Origin of the sequence: Pseudoalteromonas umbrosa (assembly GCF_030125375.1) — a bacterium.
GTDB classification, from domain to species: domain Bacteria; phylum Pseudomonadota; class Gammaproteobacteria; order Enterobacterales; family Alteromonadaceae; genus Pseudoalteromonas; species Pseudoalteromonas umbrosa.
On record NZ_JASJUU010000003.1, the window covers coordinates 440,682 to 462,210 of the forward strand.

The 21,529-nt window shown below is 40.6% G+C and carries 20 protein-coding genes; 1 reads left to right on the forward strand and 19 read right to left on the reverse strand.

Annotated elements, in window-relative coordinates; genetic code table 11:
• Positions 1 to 211 precede the first annotated feature (211 nt).
• The 6 genes from QNM16_RS11855 to QNM16_RS11880 form a co-directional block, all read right to left on the reverse strand.
• Entirely contained in the window at positions 212 to 1,219 is a 1,008-nt protein-coding gene (locus QNM16_RS11855) for an isocitrate dehydrogenase (RefSeq protein ID WP_284020678.1), read from the reverse strand.
• Between the two features lie 201 nt (positions 1,220 to 1,420).
• Positions 1,421 to 3,106: a hypothetical protein gene (locus QNM16_RS11860; protein WP_284020679.1), complete on the reverse strand. Its 1,686-nt coding sequence runs from the start codon at positions 3,104 to 3,106 to the stop codon at positions 1,421 to 1,423.
• On the reverse strand, positions 3,096 to 3,491 hold the full coding sequence (locus tag QNM16_RS11865; protein WP_237136630.1) for a DUF3192 domain-containing protein: 396 nt from the start codon (positions 3,489 to 3,491) through the stop codon (positions 3,096 to 3,098). The genes QNM16_RS11860 and QNM16_RS11865 overlap by 11 nt, the downstream gene beginning before the upstream one ends.
• A 78-nt stretch (positions 3,492 to 3,569) precedes the next feature.
• Positions 3,570 to 4,337 (reverse strand): flap endonuclease Xni, encoded by a 768-nt coding sequence (gene xni, locus QNM16_RS11870; protein ID WP_284020680.1) that lies wholly within the window; start codon positions 4,335 to 4,337, stop codon positions 3,570 to 3,572.
• 112 nt (positions 4,338 to 4,449) lie between these two features.
• A complete protein-coding gene (ppnN, locus tag QNM16_RS11875) occupies positions 4,450 to 5,793 on the reverse strand; it encodes a nucleotide 5'-monophosphate nucleosidase PpnN (RefSeq protein ID WP_284020681.1) in 1,344 nt (447 codons plus the stop codon).
• Between the two features lie 14 nt (positions 5,794 to 5,807).
• Positions 5,808 to 7,340 carry a diguanylate cyclase gene (locus QNM16_RS11880; RefSeq protein ID WP_284020682.1) on the reverse strand — a complete coding sequence of 511 codons (1,533 nt, stop codon included), beginning with the start codon at positions 7,338 to 7,340 and terminating at the stop codon, positions 5,808 to 5,810.
• 176 nt (positions 7,341 to 7,516) lie between these two features.
• Here QNM16_RS11880 and QNM16_RS11885 point away from each other — a divergent pair, with 176 nt between their 5' ends.
• Complete coding sequence (locus QNM16_RS11885) at positions 7,517 to 9,295, forward strand: M61 family metallopeptidase (protein ID WP_284020683.1); 1,779 nt, start codon at positions 7,517 to 7,519, stop codon at positions 9,293 to 9,295.
• 49 nt (positions 9,296 to 9,344) lie between these two features.
• Here QNM16_RS11885 and QNM16_RS11890 read toward each other — a convergent pair whose 3' ends face one another.
• The 13 genes from QNM16_RS11890 to hisG all read right to left on the reverse strand — a co-directional run bounded on the left by QNM16_RS11890 (position 9,345) and on the right by hisG (position 21,416).
• Positions 9,345 to 9,896: a YkvA family protein gene (locus QNM16_RS11890; RefSeq protein ID WP_237136634.1), complete on the reverse strand. Its 552-nt coding sequence runs from the start codon at positions 9,894 to 9,896 to the stop codon at positions 9,345 to 9,347.
• 825 nt (positions 9,897 to 10,721) lie between these two features.
• Positions 10,722 to 10,874, reverse strand: coding sequence for a hypothetical protein (locus tag QNM16_RS11895; protein WP_155731913.1), 153 nt, complete (start codon positions 10,872 to 10,874; stop codon positions 10,722 to 10,724).
• 387 nt (positions 10,875 to 11,261) lie between these two features.
• The gene (locus QNM16_RS11900; RefSeq protein ID WP_284020684.1) at positions 11,262 to 12,284 is read right to left on the reverse strand and encodes a glycosyltransferase; all 1,023 of its coding nucleotides are present in this window, start codon (positions 12,282 to 12,284) and stop codon (positions 11,262 to 11,264) included.
• A 3-nt stretch (positions 12,285 to 12,287) separates the two neighbouring features.
• Complete coding sequence (glf, locus tag QNM16_RS11905; protein ID WP_284020685.1) at positions 12,288 to 13,406, reverse strand: UDP-galactopyranose mutase; 1,119 nt, start codon at positions 13,404 to 13,406, stop codon at positions 12,288 to 12,290.
• Between the two features lie 438 nt (positions 13,407 to 13,844).
• On the reverse strand, positions 13,845 to 14,342 hold the full coding sequence (locus tag QNM16_RS11910; RefSeq protein ID WP_284020686.1) for a hypothetical protein: 498 nt from the start codon (positions 14,340 to 14,342) through the stop codon (positions 13,845 to 13,847).
• A 58-nt stretch (positions 14,343 to 14,400) separates the two neighbouring features.
• Positions 14,401 to 15,012 carry a bifunctional phosphoribosyl-AMP cyclohydrolase/phosphoribosyl-ATP diphosphatase HisIE gene (hisIE, locus tag QNM16_RS11915; RefSeq protein WP_284020687.1) on the reverse strand — a complete coding sequence of 204 codons (612 nt, stop codon included), beginning with the start codon at positions 15,010 to 15,012 and terminating at the stop codon, positions 14,401 to 14,403.
• The gene (hisF, locus tag QNM16_RS11920) at positions 15,009 to 15,782 is read right to left on the reverse strand and encodes an imidazole glycerol phosphate synthase subunit HisF (RefSeq protein WP_284020688.1); all 774 of its coding nucleotides are present in this window, start codon (positions 15,780 to 15,782) and stop codon (positions 15,009 to 15,011) included. The genes hisIE and hisF overlap by 4 nt, the downstream gene beginning before the upstream one ends.
• Positions 15,764 to 16,498 (reverse strand): 1-(5-phosphoribosyl)-5-[(5-phosphoribosylamino)methylideneamino] imidazole-4-carboxamide isomerase, encoded by a 735-nt coding sequence (locus tag QNM16_RS11925; RefSeq protein WP_284020689.1) that lies wholly within the window; start codon positions 16,496 to 16,498, stop codon positions 15,764 to 15,766. The genes hisF and QNM16_RS11925 overlap by 19 nt, the downstream gene beginning before the upstream one ends.
• 12 nt (positions 16,499 to 16,510) lie before the next feature.
• Positions 16,511 to 17,101, reverse strand: a complete 591-nt coding sequence (hisH, locus tag QNM16_RS11930) for an imidazole glycerol phosphate synthase subunit HisH (protein ID WP_284020690.1) — start codon at positions 17,099 to 17,101, stop codon at positions 16,511 to 16,513.
• Positions 17,098 to 18,159 (reverse strand): bifunctional histidinol-phosphatase/imidazoleglycerol-phosphate dehydratase HisB, encoded by a 1,062-nt coding sequence (hisB, locus tag QNM16_RS11935; protein WP_284020691.1) that lies wholly within the window; start codon positions 18,157 to 18,159, stop codon positions 17,098 to 17,100. The genes hisH and hisB overlap by 4 nt, the downstream gene beginning before the upstream one ends.
• A gap of 9 nt (positions 18,160 to 18,168) precedes the next feature.
• Positions 18,169 to 19,218: a histidinol-phosphate transaminase gene (gene hisC / locus QNM16_RS11940; protein ID WP_284020692.1), complete on the reverse strand. Its 1,050-nt coding sequence runs from the start codon at positions 19,216 to 19,218 to the stop codon at positions 18,169 to 18,171.
• Positions 19,218 to 20,513, reverse strand: a complete 1,296-nt coding sequence (hisD, locus tag QNM16_RS11945) for a histidinol dehydrogenase (protein ID WP_284020693.1) — start codon at positions 20,511 to 20,513, stop codon at positions 19,218 to 19,220. Before hisD ends, hisC begins: the two co-directional genes overlap by 1 nt.
• Before the next feature lie 3 nt (positions 20,514 to 20,516).
• The gene (hisG, locus tag QNM16_RS11950) at positions 20,517 to 21,416 is read right to left on the reverse strand and encodes an ATP phosphoribosyltransferase (RefSeq protein WP_284020694.1); all 900 of its coding nucleotides are present in this window, start codon (positions 21,414 to 21,416) and stop codon (positions 20,517 to 20,519) included.
• Between the last annotated feature and the right edge of the window lie 113 nt (positions 21,417 to 21,529).

Genomic DNA, 21,529 nt, shown 5'->3' on the forward strand with positions numbered 1-21,529 from the left:
TAAAATCCAGTAAATAAGCATAATTTATTGAGTTTCTAGTTTTTAAAACGCAATGATTAAATATGCATTTATGTTGTGAAATAGGTTGTTTTTCAGCGAGTTAGAATTAAGAGCAAATTGTATTAATTGGAATAGGGGGGATAGTAAGAAGTTTAGGTGGGTGTATGTCTAGAAGATAGCGCAAAACGCGCTATCTTATTCAGAAGCGTTGTTATAGACGCTCAATTACAGCTTTTGTAAAGTCTGTTGTGCCGTGGTTACCACCAAGGTCACGAGTTGTGCGATCTCCTGATTTGATCACATCTGCAACAGCGCTGCGAATACGCTCAGCTGTTTCACCCATATCCAAGTACTCTAACATCTGAATAGACGCTAGGATAACAGACGTTGGGTTTGCAAGGTTTTTACCCGCGATGTCAGGAGCACTTCCGTGTACTGCTTCGAAGATTGCCGCATTTTCACCAATGTTTGCGCCCGGAGCCATACCTAAGCCACCAACTAGACCTGCACATAGATCAGAGATGATGTCACCAAATAGGTTAGTTGTAACTACAACGTCAAATTCATCTGGGTTCATAACCAGTTTCATACAAGTTGCATCAACGATCATTTCTGCAGACTCGATGTCAGGGAAACGCTCACCCACTTCACGTGCAACTTTAAGGAATAGGCCTGAAGTTGACTTTAAGATGTTTGCTTTATGAACAGCAGTTACCTTCTTACGACCCTCGCGCTGCGCTAGCTCGTATGCGAAAGTAACAATCTTTTCTGCACCTTCACGTGTAATTTTAGACATTGCTTCAGCTTCTGTACCATCCTCTGATGTTACTTGGCCTAAGCCTGAGTACATACCTTGTGTGTTTTCACGTACTGTAATGATGTCAATGTTGTCATAACGCGCTTGTGTGCCTTCGAAAGACTTAACTGGGCGTACGTTTGCGTAAAGGCCAAACTGCTTACGTAAAGTTACATTGATAGATGTGAAACCTTCACCTACTGGCGTTGTTAAAGGACCTTTTAATGTAAGCTTGTTGCGCTCAATTGCTTCTAGGGTTTCAGGTGGAAGAAGTTCACCCGTTTTCTCTAGCGCTGCAAGACCCGCGTCAACATATTCGTATTCGAAGTCACAGCCTGCTGCGTTTAAAATTTCAATTGCTGAGTCGATGATGCTTGGACCGATACCATCACCACGAATAACGGTAACTGTTTGCTTAGCCATTTAGTTTTCCTTTATCAAAATAAATTGTACACACATAAAAGAAGGACTTGTTTATTGTAGTCAATCAAATAAAAAGTGTGTGTTCGCTTGAAAAATTAAGCGCGTTTTATAGCAATTTATTCATAGATATTCCAGCAAGGAATGATAAAAAGGCATAAATCATAGTTATGTCTGTTATATTCTATATTTATAGAATAAATATTATTCAATCACACTGTATAAAGATAGCTCGAGTATTGCGTCGTTCAGCTGTGCCTCATCGCGCCAACCAAACATACTTATTTGATTTTCTAAAACAAGGCGTTGCCAACTAGTGGGCTCAAAATATGCGCTGCTGCATTGCATCGCCAGTACCTTTATAGCGACAAATGTCTTCGCTTCTTCACTTAATGCATTATGCTTTTCCTTTTCAGACTGTATAAATGCGTTATGGGGGGCGCTGCTATCAAAATGATGAGTAAAATATTCGTCCAATTTGGCGGAGTTGAATTCTAAGAAGCCAAATAATCTTGCCAGAGAATATGGTGTGCTATCGTCAATTTGCTCACTAACACAAGTAAAGCGTTTAATGTCTATATCATGGTGTTTGAGCATAAAGGCAATAACAGCACTGATTGGAGAAAGAACACTTTCATAGTCTTGTCCATAGGCTTGTTTTGTTAATGTCGCGAGGATCAGAGCGAGTTGTTGATACTTATGCCAAATATCCAAAGCAAAAGGGTGTTTCAATTGAGAAATAACCTGCTCTATGAGCACTCGTTGGCATAGTAAGCTGGCAGTGTCGAGCCCAACCATCGTTAAGCAGTGTCGTGTGTTTGCGCCTTTTTGTGATTCGCGATTATATTGTTTGGCTGCTTGCTGCAGCGCTTGTTCAATATATGGAAAAGGCGCAATGGTTTTTTCTATCGCTCTAAAGCTACCAAAACTGTTTTTACCGAGCTTGTCTATTACTGAATACGTAGATTCAAATGCATCATTATCAGCTTCTAGTATTTGTGGCTCTATGTGACTCCACACTTTAAATAGCAAGTGCTTATCTGCAGTTTTAAAAGGTCTGTATTCAAGTCTTAGAGGGTGTTGTGTTTTAACTAGTCGGTCTATTTTTTTATCTTTAAAGGTGCAAATTATTTGATTTTTGCCATTAACTTGCAATAAAAGCGCTGTTTGCCCGCGATACTGAGTTGTGCAGCCAACGGGAAAGTGATTAAACTGAGTTGCGAGCTTATTTAATGTATCGCGAGTGAATTCATCTTTGCTTGCCAAATACAGCTTTTTTACTGCTTGAGCTAAGACGTTAGGTGTGGCTTTTTTTATCAGTGACGTTGCAATAATTTGCGCTATGGCGACAATTAAGGTGATGTTGTCATATAAAGGTGTATTACGTTTGCTCTTTAATGTTTCACAGTACGGGTGCAACCTAGGCATTATTCTTGCGGCTTGCTTATTGATTGAACCGCCATGCTCCAGCACTTTTACAGCAAGTTGATACCTGACTTTCCATATCTTCTTACCTTGTTCAGTTAATGGTTGATCACTAAGTAGCTTATCACTTTCATTCTTGACACATAGGAAACTGGCCAAGCAGGCAACAAGGAGCTCTTGGCGGATTTTATGGGAGTAACCATGGCCTTGCGCAATCATACAAACAAGTATGCACTTTTTCACGACAAGGTTAGTAGTTGGAGATAATTGCTTAAAGTGTAACGATAGGTAGCTATGGAGTGCATTTGGGCTGTGCTGGTATGTTTCGGTATATAGCTGTGCTAACTCAGCAAGGGTTGGGAAAATACTTGGCCATTTTTGCTTGTTATAGTATAGCCTCAGTATTTGCTCAGTTTTATTTACCAGTTCAAACAGTTGTTTAGTTACGTCTTTATTATTCGTCATTGGTGAGCGCTTTCTCGTAAGCTACTATGGCACCTGCACCCCACAAAATAAGTTGACCATTTTTAAACAGCAAACCGGTGCACTCATCTTGTGTGGTAATGCCATCAGGCTTCATTAGTTGTGTTCTGTAATACACAATTTGAAATACGGTATCGTCATCAGATTTTACATAAGTAAGGTCTGGGCTTCCTAAATTATCTAACACGGCCTCTAGATTCATTTTTGTATCAGGCCTTAGCTTACTGATAAACCTTTTATTGAATGCTTCTCTATCTTTCCAGAGCATGGCCCTTGGATCATCTTTATAAAAGTTGATAACAAGATAGACAATACCCGCGTAAACGGCGAGTCCAAGAAATATATATTGTAGAACTTTTTTTATCATTTAAGTCACCTGAATACAGCACGCTAAGGTTATCTGAAGCATGTATCTATAACAAGTAATTTGAGTTTAACGCAATAACTACAGCCTAAGTTCTTTTAAAGTAAAGCCAACTTCAATATCAGTCCTGAGTGCCACAAGTGATTTGCTTAAAATAAAGTTATCGATATCAGATTCGATTTTCTTTCTCGCAGTTGCATTAAGGCTCTGGCTTTCAAGTGCGCTCTCAACAGAACCAAATTCACTTAACACATCGATCGCTGTCTTTTTGCCAACTCCTTTTACGCCGGGAATATCATTGGTCTTATCGCCCATTAGGCCCCAAAAATCATGCAGTTTATTTTTATCTATGGAAAACTTTTTCTCTACATCATCTGCATGTATGTTTTGCTGCTTAAAATAGTCATAAATACTAATATGTTCACTGATTAAAGGTAAAAAACCTTTATCTGTCGACACTATAGTAGAGCTAACGCCGTGGCTGGCTGCTTTAAAAGCCAAAGTAGCAAGAATATCATCCGCTTCATCCTGCAAAGGAAAATATGCTTTGACATTGTGCTCAGTAAAACCTGTTGCAACTATTTCTAAATTGGTTTTTAGTGCGCTAGGCATGGGCTTTCTAGTTGCTTTGTATTGTGGATAAAGGTGATATCGCCAGCTTCTGTCGCCATCAAATACGGCAATAGCGTGGCTTGCTTGAGATGTTTTTAGTAATTTTCGGGTCGCATTTTTTACCCTTTGGGTGCAGCTTTTAATGATTTGCTCATCTGTCAGCCCAGCTTGTTCGCAATCAACAGCATAAATACGACGAATAAGGTTAAGTGCGTCAATCAGAAGTAAGTGAGCCATAAATATAATTTAATTAACAATAGGTTGCTTGTGTGGGGATTATAACAGAGGGGCAATGAGAGTTCATCGCCCCATATTGGTTTTGTTCAATGAGCTTAGAGGTATGCTTTACCTAAGCCTGAATTTTATAGCAGGGCTCGTATTTGCTGCCCGGCAATTTCATTCGTCCTTGGCTAACAAAAGCTTGTAGCAGCTTATCCATATCTGTCATAAGTGATTTGTCACCTGACAGAATATAAGGGCCATATTGTTTAATCGCTTTTACACCGTTGTCTTTAACATTTCCAGCAACGATCCCTGAAAAAGCGCGTCTTAGATTTGCTGCAAGTATTTCTTTGGGCTGATTTAGGTGTAAGTTGAGTGAGGCCATGTTCTCATGCGTTGGTTCGAAAGGCATTTGAAAGGGTTCTTCAATTTTAAGTGTCCAGTTAAAATAGTAAGCATCACCTTCCGACTTTCTGTATTCTCTTACATTGGGCATTTCAGATTTAATGTATTTTGCTACACGTTCAGGGTCATCAATGATGATTTCAAATTTATCGAGTGCTTCTTTACCCAAAGTTTTTTCAACAAATTTTGCTATTTCGTCAAAATAGGCCGCGCTAGAGGAGGGGCCCGTTAAGATCACTGGCAAAACTTGCTTTTTATTTTCAGGGTGGAGCAAGATCCCAAGTAAATAAAGCAGTTCTTCTGATGTACCCGCGCCACCTGGGAAAATAATAATGGCATGTGCAGCTCTAACAAACGCTTCCAGTCGTTTTTCAATATCTGGTAAAATGACCAGTTCATTGACGATTGGGTTTGGCGGTTCTGCTGCGATGATGCTGGGTTCTGTAAGGCCCAAATAACGGTTGTTGGTGATACGTTGTTTAGCATGGCCAATTGTAGCGCCTTTCATTGGCCCCTTCATCGCGCCTGGCCCGCAACCTGTACAGATGTTTAACCCTCTCAGGCCGAGTTGGTAGCCTACTTCTTTAGTGTATTTATATTCTTGCTCGTTAATCGAGTGACCACCCCAGCATACCACCATATTAGGATCTGTATTGACCTCTAAGGCATCAGCATTTCGTAACATGTCAAATACCATGTGGGTAATTTCTTTGGGGTCAATCAGGCTATCTTGGTGTCGTTGACAAATGAATAAAATGTCGCGAATAACAGAGAATATGTGTTCGTGGATCCCGTTGATAATTTTGCCATCAACAAAAGCAGACTCAGGCGGGTTTGTTAGCTCGATTTTTATACCGCGCTCGCGCGCAACCAATTTGACGTTAAAATCCTCAAACTTGCGGTATATTTCATAGCTTGAGTCTGTATGACTTCCTACGTTGAGAACAGCTAAAACGCAGTTTCTAAATAATTGATACCTTTCAAAAGTGGATGACTGTTGTAACAAGTCGACTTCTAGTTGCGATAATAAATTAAGAACTCCAGTGGGGTTTAGCTGTACATGCATAGGCATTCTCCATGTTATTCTCTAATGCAAAGTTTATCTCTACCTGAGTTTTTAGCGTCATACAAGGCGTTATCCGCACGGTCAAATGCCGATAGCGTTGTATCGCCTTTTTTAAGCTGTGTTGCGCCAAGCGAAATTGTGATCTGAACTTCCTTTTCTTTAAATTTAAAAGGAATAGCTTTCACCGTGTTACGTATTTTTTCCAGTGGGCTTTGAGCCGAGCTTAACGGCATGCCCGGCATTAATAAAACAAACTCTTCGCCGCCATAACGGGCAATAAAGTCAGCTTTTCTAATAGACTTTTTAAGTGCTCTTGCAATTACTTGTAAGGTTTTATCACCGGCGCTATGACCATATTTGTCATTAATTGACTTGAAATGGTCTACATCTATGACGACGAGTGTCACGTCACTATTGTGAACTTCGAACAAGTGAAATTCTTGATTATATCTATCATCAAATGCGGCACGATTAGGCAACTTAGTAAGCCCATCGAGCAAACTTTTAAACTTCTGTTCGTTAAGACGCTTTTTATAATTAGTGACCTTGGTTTCAAGTAAGTTTATGCGATCATTAATCTTATCAAAGCTTTGCAATAGTACTTCTTTATCACGGCGCTCGATACTTTCTCGCTCAATCAAATCTTTACTCAGTTCTTTAAGCTCATTATCAACAAGTTGTTTTAGCTCTGTGATTGATGTTGCTTGCTGTGTTTGAGTATTTAACGTGGCGATTTTCTCTTCGATACGTTTATTTAAAGCAGAGACTTCTTGGTTTACTGACTTCGATTGACTTGTTGTTTCAACAATAGATTTGTGGAGCTCTTCAAGAGTTTGATTTAACGAAACTAAAAAGCCTTGTGCAGATTGTCGCTCGCGTGCAATAGACTTGGCAAATATGCGGATAATATTGACCGCGTTATCTAGCAAAGAGTCCACGGTATCATCGGATGAGAGGCTTTGCTTTATTTGTTTTATTTGCTCGGAGACATCTTCTTCGAACACTAACTCATTGGTCAAAGATAGAAGCTCTATGGCGAGTTCTGGATTACTTTGTGAAGCGTTAAATTCTGGGGCTGCCTTTGCTTGAAGGGTTTGCATATAAAATTGCAAAATCTTTTCAAGCAATGGAATAAACTCTGCGACAGATTTAACATCGCTAAGCTCGTGATCGAGTACATGACGAAGTCTGCGGCGGGTGTCATCAGGCAGACCTTTAAGTTTTTGTAATTGTTTACCTGCGGACTGAATGTGTGTTGTGAGCGCGCGCTCATTGGTTTCGTAAACAGCTTCTTGTTGTTTTAGTTGTGTTATTGCTGTTTCAATGAGTGGAGTGATCTGCTCAATTTCCATGCCCTTGTTCAAGGCACTTCTAAACTTGGCGAGCTGATTATCTAGTGCGACATCTTGGCCTCTACAACTGAAAGATAAGCGCGTCGCAAAGTCCGATAACATCGAAACCTGCGTCTTTTTCGCTTCTTCAAGCGCTTTTCTAGCAGAGATGGCCTGAGAAAGTTTCTTTTCCAATAGTACAGTTTTATCAGTCACAAAAATCCAACGTCTTTATTTACTATATCAATTGCAAGTTTACATCAAATAACTGAAAAATGTGGGAGAATTTGAGGTTCAACTTGGTTTTTTATCTTGTCGATTCAACGAATTTATTAACTCTAGTATAAAGAATTTTGCTAATTTTAAGAAAACTATTTATTTTTTTATCGCTTATGACAAGAAATTTATTCTTTACAACTTTGGCTTTAGCCAGTCATTTATCCTATGCAAATGTAAATTACACATTATCAATTACAGAGCCAGAGCATCACCTTGGGCAAGTAGAGGTAAGTTTTCCCAAAACAGCGCAATCTTATATCGACGTTCAATTACCTGACTGGCGAACTGGGCGGTATGAAATATTGAATATGGCCAATGGTATTCGTTTTTTTTCTGCCAACAACCTGTCAGGAAAGGCATTAAACTGGCATAAAATCGATAAAAATACTTGGCGTATACATCTTGATAAGCCAACTGAAGTGATCGTTTCTTATCAAGTATATGCAAATGAATTAGGGCTCAGGTCTCGGCACATAGACGACACGCATGCTTTTATTGACGCATCGGGTTTTTTTATGTTTAGCGATTCGTTTAGACAAGAGCCTGTAAAAGTAAATCTAGAAGTTCCTAGCGAGTGGCGCTCAGTATCTGGAATGGATTTTGCCGATTCTAAACATAGCTTCAAAGCGAGTAATTATGATGTCTTACTCGACTCGCCAATTGAAACAGGGATAAATCAACTTTATAAATATACGGTTGATGGCCGAGACTATGAACTGGTCATTTGGGGAGAAGGGAATTACGACGTAGAACTAATGATTAGGGACTTAAAAAAGCTCGTTAAAACAGGCAGCTTGATTTGGCATGATTATCCTTATGAAAGATATGTTTTTATGGTGCATGCAACTAGCGGTGCAAGAGGGGCTACAGAGCATTTAAATTCTACGATCATTCAGCGTCACAGAGATAAATTCGCGTCTAGGGATGATTATATCGGCTTCATTTCTACAGCCGCTCATGAGTTTATCCACATTTGGAATGTAAAAAATTATCGGCCTGATGGATTGGTACCTTACGACTATGTAGATATTAACTATAGTGATTTATTGTGGTTAGTTGAAGGCTCAACCAGTTATTTAGAGAACTACTTACTACTCAGTGCAGGCATCACAACCAATCAAGAATTTTATAAATCACTCACAAGCACCCTTAATCGGCACCTGAAAACACCTGGGCGAGAGGTGCAGTCAGTGGCACACACCAGTTATGACAAATGGATCAATCAATCTGGCGATCATGGCAAAAATTTTAGTACAAATATTTATCTTGAAGGGGCGTTGGTTTCTATGGCGCTCGATATTGATTTAATTGATAGAAGTGATGGAAAAGTGAGCTATAGAGATGTTCATAGTGAGCTTTATAAGCAACATAAGCTACCTAATTCATATAATAGTGATGATGTTAAACAGATCTTAAATCAGGTGAGTGGGCATGATTATAAAGAGTGGTGGGCTACGTATATAGATAGTCCTGCGCTCATCGATTTTGATGCTTTGTTCGCAAAAGTGGGGTTAGAACATGTTTATCCTAATGATACGGTTATCGTCGCGAGCATAGATGGCGCTGCTAGAAGTGTTGGTCAACTGTTAGAGTTGACACATGTAGCTCGTGGAGGAAGTGCGTGGCAGGCTGGTTTGACGGCTGGTGATAAAATAGTTGCATTTAATAAGCATCATGTTCGTAAAGACTTGCCGAATACACTTGCCTTGTTTGAACCTAGGAAAACAGTTGAAGTTGATTTTATTCGCCGCGATAAGTTAATGACTACAAAGCTCAAGCTAGGTGAACAGGGGAGTAGGAGTAAAGTTGTGAGGGCCGTATATTCTCCAACACCGAGACAGGCTAAACTTTACAAAGCTTGGTTAGGCGTGACCCACCCCAATGCTAGATAAAAAAATAGGGGAACAAATTTGTTCCCCTTTATGCTGTTCGCTCTATGTTTTACATGATACGAGAGAAAAAGCGTGAGCCTTTTGATCCTGAACGGTTTCTTCTCATTGAAGAGCGTATTTGTGCACGTGTACTTGCTAACCAGCTTTCACGGTTCACTTTTGCGTGGTCGCCTCGTCTGGCTTCTTCCGTTGCTCTAAAGCCACAGAACTCACGGTATGCTTTAAGGTCTAAAGATAAATCTTGAAGAACGAGCTCAATCATAATTGCGTCATCGATGTAACCTAGTACAGGTACATTGTCTGGTACGATATCTTCTGGTTCGCCAAAGTAGGCTAAAGATAGCATGATTTCTTTCTTTTCATCTTCAGGCATTTGCCATTCTTCATCTTGAACTGCGTCTATAAGAGCTGATAAAGACATCATTCTTGTTCTAACGAACTCAGGTACGTTAGTGCCTTCCATTTGTTCAACAAGTTCGCGGGCTTTGGTGATAATCTCTTCTTCACTGAGGTGAGTACTGCGTTCGATTGCTGATTGCATCATTGAACGAAAATGCTCTAAGTCGATATCTGTGAGTTCAAAATTTACTTGGATGGACATTATTTCTCCCTTACGCACTTTAAAATTATTTTTATATCCGTCAGGTATTACAAGGTATGTAATTACCTACTTTAGTAACGACACTATGCCATTAATTCATCACTAATTTAAGCTCAAATTAACAATAATTGAAAAAAAGTCAAAAGATGGTTGAGTAGTGTTCAACTATATAAATATCTTAGTAAATAAAAAGCATTTTGGGAGAAAAAAGTCCTGTTTTTTAATTTTGAATTAGGTTAAATGTAAAATTTAATAGTCAGTTCTTGGTGTAGGAGCGTACTTTCCACATTGAATTGAACCATTACTCAAGGGAGAGAAAGAATTGTTAAGCATTGAATTAAGGATAGAAAAATGAAAATTAGCATATTATGTTTATTCATTGGTTTACTGCCTCCTCCCGTGTGTAGAAGGTAGAGTGCTTGGCGCAGAGAGCCTTTCAATTGCCACAGTGGATTAAAGTTTTCGACTACATATATTAGACTCTGCGGGTAGGTAGTATATTGGGTCTAGGGAATTCTGTTGGAAAATTGTAGTTACTTCGCAACCCTTAAGTAATCCAACTGATGGCCCTGCTAGATTAACAGCTGGCAACACAGGGGAAATTAGAATTTTAAGGGGCGTTCAGACACATTGGGGGCTGCCAAATTAACTTGTTCGTCGAATTTATGCTTAATTGCGGTGCAAGCCATACTGTATTGGGCTGCTGGTGGTAGCTTGTCGTGGCGATATGTAAATCAAGGGCAACCTCTTTAAATGAGGAGGTTCTTCCTCCTCAGCATTGGGGAATTATTTAAATAAAATTATCTATATATTTGGCGCTTCTATTTAGCACAATTTAGTATCAGTACATAGCCCTGTTGTCCAACACCAGGAGCGACTAGTCGTTACACCACCAGCAATAAACGGCGTCATTTTTTTATCTACTAATTGCTTATCATCCGACAAATTTTTTAGTTTTCTTTTATTTAGTTTTAACATGATTATTTCCTTTCCTAATTTAATAAATAAAAAATACACTTAAATGGATGCACATATTAAGCTTGTAGTGCAGTTAGCGTGTGCTAAAGCGAAAGCAGATAAGTCACGCAGTGCAACATTTACCGCATCAGTGTAAATTTTAAGTTAGCATGCTTGTTTGATTAATCAATATTCTGCTTATTCCAAATTTTAATTATTTTGTGGATAAATTAATCTTTTGCTTGTTCAGCAATACTGAAGCGTTATTCTATGGAGCTATTTTGCTATACGGGAAGTTATGCCTGTAAGGCACTAGCATTAAGGAGAGTAGTAGAGTCTGTTAGTCACTCATTGTTATTGACTCTTTCAATATAGAAAGAGTCAATGAAAAGCTTTGATGTAAAAGATTTACGACAGCTTGTTTAATGCTCGAGAAAGGTACTGACCTGATTGAACATCTGCTTTTACGCGCTGAACATTTTGTTTCATCTGTTCTATTTGTTCAGGAGTGAGCTCTGCAAGGCGTTGCTTAATATCACGTAAAGAGCTTATGCTAAAACCAATGCCTTCCTTTTCAACAAAGTCAGCCATTGCAGCTTTGTCCCAAATGATGATTGGCATATCACATAATAAGTATAACGAGAGTTTATGCGGATTGTTGTACATTAAATATTTACCTGTAACACCATCGCATGAATCTAACGTGTTGCCATACCAAACAAGGCCAAAATCGCCATCAATATGGTCGATAACTTCATTGGAAGGGAAGCACCCCTTGTAGTCCAGCACGGTATCGTTGATGTTTTTGATTTTTTTCTCATCATAGCCAACACCGTATAAATCGAATTTGAAATTACCGCGATCTAGGCCGTCGAGTTCGTATATAAACGGCCCCATATTACCAGCAAACACAATGCGTATTGCATTGTAGTCAGTCTCAGTTCTTTTGGCGTCTGGGTTATCAGTGTGCAAATAGTCAAATGCTTCGATATTCGCTATTTCAGCATTAAAGTTTTGCTCTGTAAACCAAGCAGCCATTTTATCATTGTGTACAATCAGCTGATCTGATTGTTTTAGTAAATTGACTTCTTTGTCTGAGTGTCCGTATTTACCTTTTAAACTTTTAAGGTCGTGGACTAAGGTAATAACTTTACTCTTTTTAAGCTTTGCGCCCCACAAGCAATATCCGTAAAACTTATTGAATGGATACTGTAAGCAGACGGTACTGCCAGACTTTAACCTTAAGATAGCCCAAGTCACACCTAAAGCACTAATTAATGTGCCTAGTATAGAATTGGCTATCCAAGTTTGCTTAAATCCAATATTCTTCCAGCCGTTATTCTCCAAGATGGTCTCACAGTCCATTTTGGCTTTGCCTGCTGCATCAAACTTAGAGCGGTAGTTTCGAGCTATGTATACCTTCTTAGTCATAATTTATACAAGCTCCTGAGCAGTAAGTGCTAATGCCGCTTCAATTGTGTCATCCATGTCATAGTATTTGTAATTTGCTAGTCTGCCACCAAAGATAAACTTATTAACGTAAGGCTCGGTTTTAGCCAGTTCTTGATAGCGGGCTAAAAGCGCATTATTTGTTTCATCATTGATTGGGTAGTAAGGTTCGTTATCTTTACTAAATTCATGCGGGTATTCTTTAGTTACTACCGTTTTTTCTTGTGTGCCAAATTCAAAATGCTTATGTTCAAGAATACGGGTATAAGGTACATCACGCTCAGTGTAGTTAACTACTGCATTGCCTTGATAGTTTTCTTGATCTAACACTTCAGTTTCAAAGTGTAGACTTCGATATTCTAACTGACCGAATTGACAATCAAAAAATTCATCGATCTTACCTGTGTAGAGTACTTTGTCAGCTAGTTCATTGTACTGCTGAGCGTTTTCAAAATAGTTTACGCCAGTTCTTACTTCGACACCTTCAAGCAGTGCATCAGTGAGCGCATTGTAGCCTCCGATTGGGATGCCCTGGTATAAGTCATTAAAATAGTTATTATCGAAAGTAAATCTAAAAGGTAACCGCTTAATAATGAACGAAGGGATCTGAGTGGCTGGTCGCCCCCATTGCTTTTCAGTATAGCCTTTAATCAATTTTTCATATAAGTCTTTACCGCCTAAGAATAAAGCCTGTTCCTCAAGATTTTGTGGGTCTAAGTCTGCATAAGGCGCGCGCTCTTCAGCAATTTTATCTTTTGCTTCTTGTGGTGTTGTGACGCCCCACAATTGATAGAAAGTATTCATGTTAAAAGGCAAGTTATATAGCTTATCTTCATAACGTGCGACAGGGGAGTTCACATAGTGATTAAATGAAACAAAGCGATTTACGTAAGCCCAAACCTCTTCATTACTGGTGTGAAAAATATGCGCGCCGTATTTATGTACGTTGACACCTTCTACATTCTCGCAATAAATATTGCCACCAGTATGATTGCGCTTGTCAATCACCAATACTTTTTTTCCTTGATCCGTAGCTTCTCGGGCAAACACTGCACCAAACAAACCAGCACCGACTATAAGATAGTCGTATTGAGTGTCTTTCATTCGAATTAGCCTCGCTTTATTTATTTCGAAGATAGCAAAATCGGATGATACCATAATCGAGAGTCATTAAACGTTATTAGTTGTAAATTATTAGTTTGAAAGATGGCTGTCGAGCAATAAGCAAACTGTATTCATATCTTCATGATTTAATACGGTTAAGTATAGATTTTTATATGCTTTGTATTGGCGCATTTTTGCCCTTTTATACTTTTAGGTGCAGTGTTAAAAGATCAATATTGAAAAGCGGGTGAGTTGTTGGAACTATGTCTATGAGTGCGGTATTGGTTTTTGGCTGTAAGTATTCTTTATTATTTTGCAAAATTTAATATGTTTGAGTTAGCGGGCGTTTTTGCGAGCGCCTGCTAACTGGTGGGCATATTTTTGGCCGTTTGAGCATTCAATGATGACTGTCTTTAATCATAATGATTTACCAACAGATTATTTGACAATTTCTAAGCTAACTGCCCAAGGCTTTTGCTTATCTAAAGTAGTACCAAAATTGACTGCGACTTTTGTCTCTGATAGTTCACTGGTAAATGTCGAACGGCTACTTTCTTTACCAAAGTGCTGCTTCTCTTCCCAGTCTGGACTTAAGCAAGTTTTAAGTTTTTCGTTCACTTGTTCGAATCTAACTAACGCTTGTGTTTTACCTGCAAACGCTTTATTGCATTCGTAGGCTGTATTACCGCTTGTATACAAGTTAATTTGGCAACTATCTTCAATTAAATGCGCTTTAGGTCGCCAGCTCTTCATTAATTTGCCGTTTATTTCGCTGCCTTTCAATATAGAAAAGCCATCTCCAGCACCTGTGATAAGTGCATTGACTTTTTCACAGTCAGTCATGTTTTCAACTTTTTTTTCTACGTCATTTGGCAATGTATTACAGCCAACTAACGTGATAAAACCAATAGAGTAAAATAGGTTGCGAAAAACCATGGCAGCTTCCTTTTCAAATTTTCCCTAAGCATACCATGGTCATTTGGGATGAGGTAGGTTATTGATGCCTTTTGGCTAATGTCTCGACAACTTGAGATAAGTTGAGATCAGTTCGTTGTAAAAGTACTAACAGGTGGTAAATTAAATCTGCAGATTCGTTAAGCAATTCTTCTTTATCTTGCTTCATGGCAGCGAGAGCCACTTCTACACCTTCTTCCCCAACTTTTTGACAGCTACGACTTAAATCTTTTGCGAAGAGTGATGCTGTGTAGCTCGACTCAGGGTCGGCGTTTTTGCGCTCTTTGATGACTTTTTCTAAAGTACCTAAAAAGGCAAGATCTGGTTTGGCATCTTCAAAACAGCTTTCAGTACCTAAATGGCAAGTTGGCCCCGCTGGATTTGCAAGAATTAAAATGCTGTCTTTGTCGCAGTCAGTGTGCGCTTCAACAAGTTTAAGCACATTATTTGATGACTCGCCTTTAGTCCACAGTCGAGATTTAGAGCGTGAGTAAAAAGTGACAAGCTTTTTCTCAAAAGTCACTTGTAGCGCTTCCAAGTTCATGAAGCCTTGCATCAAGATCACGCCAGTTGCGTAATCTTGTACTATGGCTGGAATTAACTCTGATTTACCAAAGTCAACTTCGCTGATGTTGTCCGGCGTTAATTTCATAATCTTGTCGCTACCTTATTATCTTTTAAATATTGTTTTAGCTTTGGTATTTCAATCACTTGTTTGTGGAAAACACTGGCAGCCAACGCACCATCCACATTAGCTTGTTTAAATACATCCACAAAATCTTGCTCTTTACCTGCACCACCTGATGCAATAAGCGGGATGTCACAAAGCGCTCTCATTTCCCTTAGTTGAGACAAATCATAGCCTTTGCGAACACCATCTTGATTCATACAATTTAGTACGATTTCACCAGCACCTAAATCTTGCACTCGCTGGATCCATTCCTGTGTTTTATAGCGTGTTTGGCTGGCAGCGTTCGGGTCGCCGGTTAGCTGATACACTAAATACTCACCACTTTTATCATCATAAAAACTATCAACGCCGACAACCACGCATTGCTTGCCGAACTCATCATGTAGTTCTTTGATAAGTTCAGGCCTTGCAATAGCAGGACTATTAATTGAAATTTTATCAGCGCCTTGCTCTAACACTTTTGCGGCATCTGCTACTGATTTAATACCACCAGCAACACAAAAAGGAATGTCAATATTTTTGGCGATGTCTCTGACCCAAGTTAAATCAAGTAAGCGTTTTTCTACGCTGGCACTGATCTCATAAAAAACTAGTTCGTCAGCGCCTTGCTCACTGTATAGCTTAGCGAGTTCAATAATATCGCCAACTACCTCGTGCTGCTTAAACTTGACCCCTTTAACGACTTGGCCATTCTTCACATCAAGGCAGGGGATTATGCGTTTCGATAACATGCAATTGCCTCCTCAACACTAAATGCGCCATCTAATAAGGATTTACCTAAGATGATACCTGCGACGCCAATTTCAATTAGCTGTTTGATGTCGTCTAATGAGCTTACACCGCCAGAAGCTTGTACTTTTGCAGCTGGACTGTATTGCACAATTTGCTGATACAGCTCAAACGAAGGGCCGGTCATTGTGCCGTCTTTACTTATATCCGTACACAAGAAGTCGTAAACGCCTAATGCCAGATAAAAGTCGATTAACTCAAATAATGAAACGCTAGAGTCGCTTTGCCAGCCGTGCGTAGCAACTGACCAGCCATTTTCTGTTTTATTTACATCTAATGCAATGACAAAACGTTCCGCACCAAACTCTTGGATCCACTGAGCTAATTGCTCTTTTTGGTCAACGGCTAATGATCCAATAACCACTTGGTTTGTACCTGCTTTAAGCCATTGCTTTATATCTTCATAAGCGCGGATCCCACCACCTACTTGATATGGTGTATCCAGTTTACTTGTCGCTGCTTGAATTTGTTGCCACTGCTTTTTACTTGGATCGCGTGCGCCTTCTAAATCAACAAGGTGTAATTTTATTGCCCCTGCATTTTGGTATTCATGCAAGCGGGTTTGCAAGTCAAACGGGTAAAATTGCGCTGTATCGTACTTGCCCTGATAGAGGCGAACAATTTGGCTATCTAAAACATCTAGTGCTGGAATTATCATGTTCGTTCCTTATTAAACTTGCCATTGCATAAAATTAGTTAAAAGCTGTGCGCCCACTTTGGCGCTTTTTTCTGGGTGAAATTGCATGCCTGCGTAGTTATCTTTAGCGATGATGGCAGAAAATGCTTGTCCGTACTCGCAGCTCGCGAGCGTTGTGTCGTTGAGCTCATGGGCAAAGCTGTGCACAAAATAAACCTGATCGTCATTACTGAGCCCCTGTGTTAATGGATGTGCCTTGGTGACATTGATGTTGTTCCAACCCATGTGTGGACTCGTTAAATCACCGGTTTGCAGTGCTTTAATACTGCCATCGATGATCCCAAGCCCCGTGACATCACCCTCTTCACTGTAATCACAAAGCATTTGCATACCTAAACAAATGCCCATTAGGGGCCTTTGGTAGGCGTTAATGGCTTCTTTCCAACCTTGCTCGTTCAAGCGCTTGATGGCCACATTGGCATGGCCAACACCTGGCAGGACAGCGCGGTCAAACTTAGCTAACTGATTTGGATCAGATAACACTTCAGGTGTCACGCCCAAACGCTCGAAAGCAAAGCGTACAGAGTTGATATTGGCACATCCGGTATTAATTATGGCTATCATAAACACCCCTTTGAGCTAGCAGTAAGTTGAGACGTATCTTTGGCTATGGCCATTCTTAAAGCGCGAGAAAATGCCTTGAATAAGCCTTCAACTTGGTGGTGGCAGTTGCCGTCAGAGACACTTAGTATTAGGCTTACTTGGGCATTATCTGATAGCGACTTAAAAAAGTGTTCGACCATCTGCACATCTAAGTCACCAACATTTTCACGACTAAAGTTGGCGTTGAGTACAAATGATGCACGGCCGGATAAATCTAATTGGCACTCCGCCTTACATTCATCCATCGGCAAGGCAAAGCCGTATCGTGCGATTTGTGATTTAGTGCCAAGTGCTTCTCTTAATACTTGACCAAGTGCGATACCGACATCTTCGACTAAGTGGTGCTCATCTATGTGTAAATCGCCCTTAGCCTTTATTTCAAGACCAATATTGGCGTGGGTACGGATCTGATCAAGCATGTGGTCGAAAAAACCAAGGCCTGTATTAATTTCGCCATTGGCAGTTTGGTCTAGGTTTGCTGCAACGGAGATCTGTGTCTCTTTGGTATTTCTGATCACGCTGGCTTGACGGTTTTGCGTGGTCAGCTCGGTGACGATTTTGTTCCAATCACCATCGTACAAGATGCCTTGAATACAAAGATTTTGCGCAAGTTGGATGTCTGTTTGGCGATCCCCAATCACATAAGAGCGAGCTAGGTCGACTTTACCTGAGCGCATAATAGAAGTAAGAAGACCGGTTTTTGGCTTGCGGCAATCACAGTTGTCTTCGTCAAAGTGCGGACAAATCAGTACTTCGTCAAACTTAATGCCTTGTGATGAGAAGATTTCCATCATTTTATTGTGCGGTGCGGCAAAGTCTTCTTCAGGGAAGCTGTTTGTGCCCAACCCGTCTTGGTTAGATACCATGACAAGACGGTATCCTGCGCTTTGCAAAGCCAGCATGGCTGGGATCACATTAGGCAGAAGCGCTAATTTTTCTAGGCTATCTACCTGCTTGTCTGTGACTGGTTCTTCAATTAATGTGCCATCACGGTCGATGAATAGATATGGCGTACTCATTTTACTTCCTTACTCGCTTTGCTCTAGCCAAAGTTTGACTTGTTCTAATTCTTGCTCGCTGCCGATAGATATTCTGAGCCAGTTGTCTTCACCAAATAGTGTAAACGGGCGCATAATGGTGCCGGCTTTCATTGCTTGTTCGATAAGTGTTTTGTCGCTTAACTGCAGCGTGACAAAATTGCCCTCACCGCAAAGGACCTGAGTGACTTTAGGTGAGTTACTCAGCCATGTTTTTAATTTCGCTTTATTACTATTTAAAATATTGACCTGTCGGCGCATTTGCGTGATTGCATCTACAGACAGTGCCTGTTCTGCTATTTTTGCCACTGCGGTTGATACCGGGTAGGGCGCGATGACTTTGCGTACAGGGTTTAATACTGCATCATTGGCCAACAAGAAACCTGTTCTAAGCCCTGCGAGGGCAAACGCTTTAGAAAGGGTTCTTAGCACCACGACATTATTGAAATCTTGAAGCAAAGACACAGCACTTTGCTCTGGCGCAAACTCAATATACGCTTCATCCACGACGACTAGTGCAGAGTTTTCAAGTGCTTTGGCTAGCGCTGCAACTTTATCTACCGGAGTTAAGCTGCCAGTTGGGTTATTTGGATTACAAATAAATACCAGTTTAGCGTCGCCGATAAGTAAGCTTAGTTCGCTGATTTGCGCTTCTTTTAATTGATCTTGAGACAGCGTATTAATGGCGATGTTTTGCGTATCAGCTGAGACTTTGTACATACCGTAAGTTGGTGTAAAAATGGCGATAGTGTCTTTGGCTGGTTCACAAAAAGTGCGCATTAATAGCTCAATGCCTTCATCGGCACCTCGGGTCATCAACACCTGAGCTGGCGACAATTGTGCATACTCACTATATGCGTTAATTACGGATTCTGGTTGAGGCTCTGGGTAGCGATTTAAATCTTCAATAGAAACCTTAATGCTTTTACTAAATGGACTCTCGTTGGCATTTAACCATGTATTTCCTGTAAGCTTTTCACTCTTTGCTGAGCTATATGCTTTCAAGCTCTCGATATTTTTTGGTAGCAATGAAGTAGCCATTATTGTTTTCCACCATTTAATCTAATTGCAACGGCATTGGCGTGTGCATCAAGTCCTTCGGCTTCTGCTAACGGCAAGATAGCCTTACTTAAATCAGACAAGCCCTGTTTAGTGATTGACTGAACGGTATAGGTTCTAAAAAAGTCCATTAAATTTAAACTGGAATAAGTTTTAGAGTAACCATACGTTGGTAGTACGTGGTTGGTTCCTGATGCATAGTCGCCAGCGGACTCGGGCGTGTAGTCGCCGACAAAGACAGAGCCTGCGTTTTTCACTAAATCAACACGAGACTGCGCATCTCTTAATTGCAGTATTAAGTGCTCTGGACCATATTCAGCAGATAATTCAAAGGCTTTATCGATTGATTCAACTAACACCAGCGCACTGTTGTTCATGGCTTGTTTTGCGATTTCAGCTCGAGATAATTCAGCCAGTTGTCTTGCGATTTCAGCTTCTACTTCAGTGATAAAGGCTTCACTATCACTTAGCAGTAATACTTGAGAGTCAGCGCCGTGCTCAGCTTGTGATAGTAAATCAGCTGCAGCAAAAGCGGGGTTAGCGTTTTCATCTGCGATGACCAGTACTTCTGATGGACCTGCAGGCATGTCGATAGCAAAGCCAGGGACAGACTGGGATAACAGTTGCTTTGCCATGGTGACATACGCATTACCTGGACCGAACACCTTATCCACTTTTGGTACACTCTCAGTGCCCAGTGCCATGGCTGCAATCACACCTGCGCCACCGCTTTCTATGATGATGTTTATACCGCATTTTTTTGCTGCATATAAAATAGCAGGGTGGATTGACTCTTCGCCTTTCACAGGGGTCGCGAGTACCACAGTGTTTGCACCACTTAGCTGTGCGCAGACACCTTGCATTAATACGGAAGAGGGTAAAGGTGCGCTGCCGCCCGGTACGTATATCCCCACAGCATCAATGGCTTGATATTTTAGCTCGCATACAACACCCGGCTGCGTTTCGAGTTGTTTAGGCACTGGTAGTTGCAGCTCGTGAAATGCGCGTACATTGTTGTAAGCTTGATCAATGGCACTTTTTAGCTCATTGCTTAGTTGAAATTCACTTTGTGTGATTTCATCTTCAGGCACTCGTAATCTATCCGATTGACGGTTATCAAACTGCTTGGCCATTTCCAATAAAGCTTGATCGCCTTTTTGACGCACGCTGTCAATGATGTCTTCGACTGCTGCTTGCACTCCCGCACCTGCACTAACGGCAGGGCGAGTGAGTATTGCTTGCTGTGCTTGTTGGTCAAGTTGATCCCAAACTAGCATAAGTTACTCCATCATTTTTTCGATTGGCATGACGAGGATAGAGTTCGCACCAAGTGCTTTTAACTCTTCCATAGTTTCCCAAAATAATGTTTCACTACTTACCATGTGTAGGGCAACATAGTCTTCACTGCCAGCAAGTGATAACAGCGTTGGTTGACCTGTACCTGGTAGCAATTCGCAAACTTCTTCAAGCTTTGCTTTTGGTGCGTGTAGCATGATGTATTTACTTTCTTTGGCTTGGCGCACGCCTTTTAAACGCGGTAGTAACTTGTTGATTAGGGACAGCTTACTGTCGTCATTCAGGTTTGCATTTTGGATTAGGCATGCATTTGATTCTAAAATCGTATCACCTTGCATTAAGCCGTTTGCTTCGAGCGTTGCACCTGTTGAGACTAGGTCGCAAATTGCATCTGCAAGGCCTGCTCGAGGCGCAACTTCAACTGAACCTGTCAGCATAACCACGCTGGCATCGATATTTTCTTTAACAAGATATTGCTTAAGAATTTCAGGGTAGGTGGTGGCAATGCGTTTACCGTTAAACCAATCTTTTGACTGCGCACCTAGCTCTTGTGGCCAAGCAAGTGCCAGTCTGCAATAACCAAAATCAAGTTTCGACAGTTTTTTAACCGCGTTGGATTGGCCTGCGCGCTCTCGCTCTGCTTGCGTTTCGACCAGTACGTTTTCACCAACAATACCTAAGTCACATACGCCGTCCATTACCAAGCCAGGGATGTCGTCATCACGGACACGAAGTACATCGATTGGCATATTTGTTGAGTGTGCGATTAAGCGTTGTTCACGCAAATTTAGCTTAACGCCAAGTTGTTTTAGTAAGGATTGGCAGTCTTTTGATAATCTGCCTGACTTTTGGATTGCGATACGTAAGCGATTAGATGTATTCATAATTTATTTCCTAATATTCAAAAACGAAAAACCCCGAGGGAACCTCAGGGCGAAATAAATTTTAAATACGTTGAATGATTCGCCGGAGGTTCCTTTTAGGAATAACCCACCAG